Source organism: Nitrosomonas communis (assembly GCF_900114745.1).
Taxonomy (GTDB): Bacteria; Pseudomonadota; Gammaproteobacteria; order Burkholderiales; family Nitrosomonadaceae; genus Nitrosomonas; species Nitrosomonas communis_A.
This window is the reverse complement of sequence record NZ_FOUB01000144.1, coordinates 1-3,410: the sequence shown is the minus strand read 5'-3', so window position 1 is coordinate 3,410 and position 3,410 is coordinate 1. Positions and strand designations below refer to the sequence as shown.

General features: G+C 44.9%; 3 protein-coding genes and 1 pseudogene. 2 read left to right on the top strand and 2 right to left on the bottom strand.

Annotation, left to right across the window (positions count from 1 at the left end; translation table 11 throughout):
- The coding region (locus BM122_RS20760) for a Bax inhibitor-1 family protein (RefSeq protein ID WP_177198247.1) at nucleotides 1–350 on the bottom strand (350 nt) is incomplete at its 3' end.
- Between the two features lie 1,151 nt (nucleotides 351–1,501).
- Nucleotides 1,502–1,636 (bottom strand): annotated as a pseudogene (locus tag BM122_RS26455) (hypothetical protein); the annotation flags it as partial.
- A 624-nt stretch (nucleotides 1,637–2,260) separates the two neighbouring features.
- On the opposite strand from BM122_RS26455, the gene BM122_RS23770 reads away from it, so the two are divergent.
- Both BM122_RS23770 and BM122_RS20745 read left to right on the top strand, forming a co-directional pair.
- Nucleotides 2,261–2,446: a hypothetical protein gene (locus tag BM122_RS23770; RefSeq protein WP_177198246.1), complete on the top strand. Its 186-nt coding sequence runs from the start codon at nucleotides 2,261–2,263 to the stop codon at nucleotides 2,444–2,446.
- Nucleotides 2,447–2,575: 129 nt separating this feature from the next.
- Nucleotides 2,576–3,349, top strand: a complete 774-nt coding sequence (locus BM122_RS20745; RefSeq protein ID WP_218152206.1) for a reverse transcriptase domain-containing protein — start codon at nucleotides 2,576–2,578, stop codon at nucleotides 3,347–3,349.
- The last annotated feature ends 61 nt before the right edge of the window (nucleotides 3,350–3,410 follow it).

Sequence of the window (3,410 nt, the reverse complement as noted above, 5' to 3'; positions counted from 1 at the left end):
CCTGTACCCCCTAGTGACAATGTAATGATATTTCCACCATTAGGCAGTGAAGCGTACATGGTTAACATGGGTCCCAGTCCAAATCCCAACAAACCAGTAATCAGAAAAACAATTCCGATTCCTGCTGTAGAGTGGGCAAAACGCGGTAATACAAACATGGCAATTACCATGCCACTAATGACAGAAATCAAATAGGTCATCGGTGGCATATTTAAGAACATTGAAAGTCCAGCTGTTAGCCCGCTGAACAACAACGTCAACGATAGCAGCAAGTAGGTATTACGCAATACCTTGTTAGTTGCCAAAACAGATGAGGATCTTTGGGCAACTGTTGAATAGTTTTGGTTCATTTTAATGACCTCCAATTATAAATATAAAATACTGCTCTTTTATTTTAGCAGGCATATTGACCCAAATGCCTTACTTATAGTTCGTCTTGTGAATATAACCTCAGCTGCGTTTAATTGTTATAACTCGGCGATTTCTCTGATATAAAAATTTACTAACTAAACACTGTATAGATAGAAGCAATTTAGGCGATTTCAAGCATTTTTCATCCACAAAATATAGGCTGCTTCCTCGTATACCAATGCTGAAAATAAACTGCTTGATTAGTCCGCGCATAATTCTATGATTTATATAGTTAGTGCAAAAAATACAAAATTGCGTACTTCGCCGTTGTATGGCGGGTAGGGGAGGATAGAATAATAGGGCAAAGAGAGAAACAAGCAAATAGGGCCAAATACAGAATCAAGAATTCTTGTTCTTGCGTACAATTGTCCCAACCATTGTTGGTGTAATTGATTGTTCTCTCCAATTTATCATTGACTATATGCACCTGTTTTGTAATTAGCAATAATTGCTATTTTCCGGTCTTTGTATTGCACTGCAATTTCAGACAAAGGCTTTGCGCAACCGGCCGTTTTTTCACTTGGATATATTTAATTTAACTTTTTCTTTCCCAATTTTTCTTGCATTTCAATTACGAAAGCTTCATTCCCTAAGTAAATCTGGGTTTTCAAATTCAACCCTATTTCAGATTGATGATACATATCTTAGATAACAAATTGCTGTCAAATGTTTCGTTGATGAGATAATAGTGGTAATCCATCAGATAATAACTATGACATAACCCGTTGTAATCAGCCACAACCATTCTAAGCGTTTCTAAAACCTTAGCCGGTCATCCCCTCTCTTATAAATGTTTTCACTGCGATCTCCACGCCATGTTATGTGATAAAGCGCATTTGAAAATCTGGAAAGGGGTGACCTTAACATAATTGGGAGTATACACTTATTTTTCTTAATTTGCGGCCTAGCCCCAATTCTCGTTCCATGAAAAACACTCAAGGCAGATAAGGAACAAGGAATCCATCCACATCGAAATGCTTCCTCTTGAATTTCACGCGAGGCATACCGAGCATCAACAATAATACTATTAACCTGGATTAGCCAAGTCAGTGGATGGTCTGCTATTCGGCTTGGAAGCGTCCAATTTGGATCAGTGTGGCCGCACTTCAACAACTCCAGGATAGCCGTCGATTTCGCCAAACCTATTTTTTTGGCTAAGGCCAAAGTACCGGCATAGCTCATCCGCCCGCATGTGCGGCGTTTTACTCTTGTCGAACAGAAAGTTGACCCGACCGAGTTATCGGACGAACAACGTGCCTTCCGGTTAACTATGGTGAGGGATAAGGTAAACTTATTCTGTTCGTTACCGCACACAAACCAAACACAGAGCCAATTACATATAAATTAAATACAATTTGCAGATTCCATATCAGGTATCCTTTTGCCCTCAGGTATTATCCATTCGAGGAAAGGAGAGTCTTACCATCGCACAAATGGCTAAGCGTTTCCGTGTGGGTGTAGCTAGCGTGACGCGTTAGATCGAGACTCTTGATTCTAGACCTCAATGAAATTGAACCAAAATGGGCTCAAGCCAAAGCAATCAGATAAAAGCAAGGATGTTCTGTCGAGCAGTTTTTTTCCACCTATGCAAATTGAATCATTTCATATATTGGATTATGAATGCAGTTCTAGTGCAAATTAGAATAAGAGCCTGTGTGTAAATAAATAGGGGACAGACGTTCGCAGTAACAGCAATTTAGCTAGCGGGTTAAAGTCCCGTCCAAGGAATTGTCCATACGCCTTGGTAGCACGAAGGAGCGGCATTCAAGTAATTGAGTGACGTGAGCTTCTAAACGACAAAGAGGCAGGCCGTAACGCAAGTGAACCTAGAAGTAGCCTCGTAAACTAAATGCGGTTGCCGACCTCGTGTCTGTATAGGGAAGGCCGAAGTGATAGTGTGCTGGTAATGGAAGCCACACTAGCGAGCCGTCGGGGTAGCAGGGTCGGCCTGTATCGGAAGTTAAATGGTACAGTGCTGGAGATCCATAACGGTGGAGGGAGACTACCGACTGCTGCTTATAAGGAAACGAAATAGCAGTGGATCGTTATGGAAGTCGGAGGGGTTCATAGTACCGATTGAAGCTGAGGGACAACACAACCCTGGCCAAGGGAAGGAACCCTGCTTTGTTCACGCAACCAACGAGTGGAGGATCGAGGGATTGCGATGTTGCTAACCACCCCGGATACGATCAGGACGCTACAGGGGAAGCTTTACATCAAGGCCAAGCAAGAACCGGGCTACCGCTTTTACGCGCTCTACGACAAGCGGTATCGGGCTGATATACTCAGTCATGCCTGGCGACTGGTCAAGGCCAACAAAGGGGGTCCCGGTGTAGATGGGGTGAGCTTTGACGCCATAGAGAACGGGATGGGGGTAGACTGCTATCTATTGGAATGGGGACATGAATTGCAAGACAAGACCTACCGGGCAAGCCCGGTGAGGCGGGTCATGCTCCCCAAAGCGGACGGTAGCAAGCGACCGCTGGGGATACCGACGATACGAGATCGCATAGCCCAAACGGCACTCAAGTTAGTAATGGAGCCGATTTTTGAGGCTGATTTTTGCGAGCATTCCTATGGATTCCGTCCAAAGAAATCAGCCCACGAAGCGATAGACGCCATTGCTGACGCAATGCGCCGAGGGCAAACGCAAGTCATCGATGCTGACCTGTCGAAGTACTTTGACCGCATTGCGCACACTAAACTCATGGCGACCGTGGCAGAACGCATTGTGGACGGGGCGGTACTCGCTTTGATTAAGCAATGGCTGAAAGCCCCCGTCATGGGAGACAGCGAACACGGGAAGATGGCATGTGTAGAGGGAGGTAAAGGCAACAGTCGTGGCACGCCGCAAGCTCGCCGTCCGGCATTTGCATTGGTGTTTTCAGCCAACGCTCGACGTATAGCAAGACCCATGGTGTCTGACAGTGCTTCCTGAGCGCGCGCATCAGCAGCTTGTGGTCGATCTTGTCGAACAGACTCTTGATATCGAACTCAAC

Bases quoted from the DNA above. Each gene is read 5' to 3' on its own strand.
- BM122_RS23770 (WP_177198246.1), top strand. From the start codon at position 2,261: ATGCGGTTGCCGACCTCGTGTCTGTATAGGGAAGGCCGAAGTGATAGT.
- BM122_RS20745 (WP_218152206.1), top strand. From the start codon at position 2,576: ATGTTGCTAACCACCCCGGATACGATCAGGACGCTACAGGGGAAGCTT.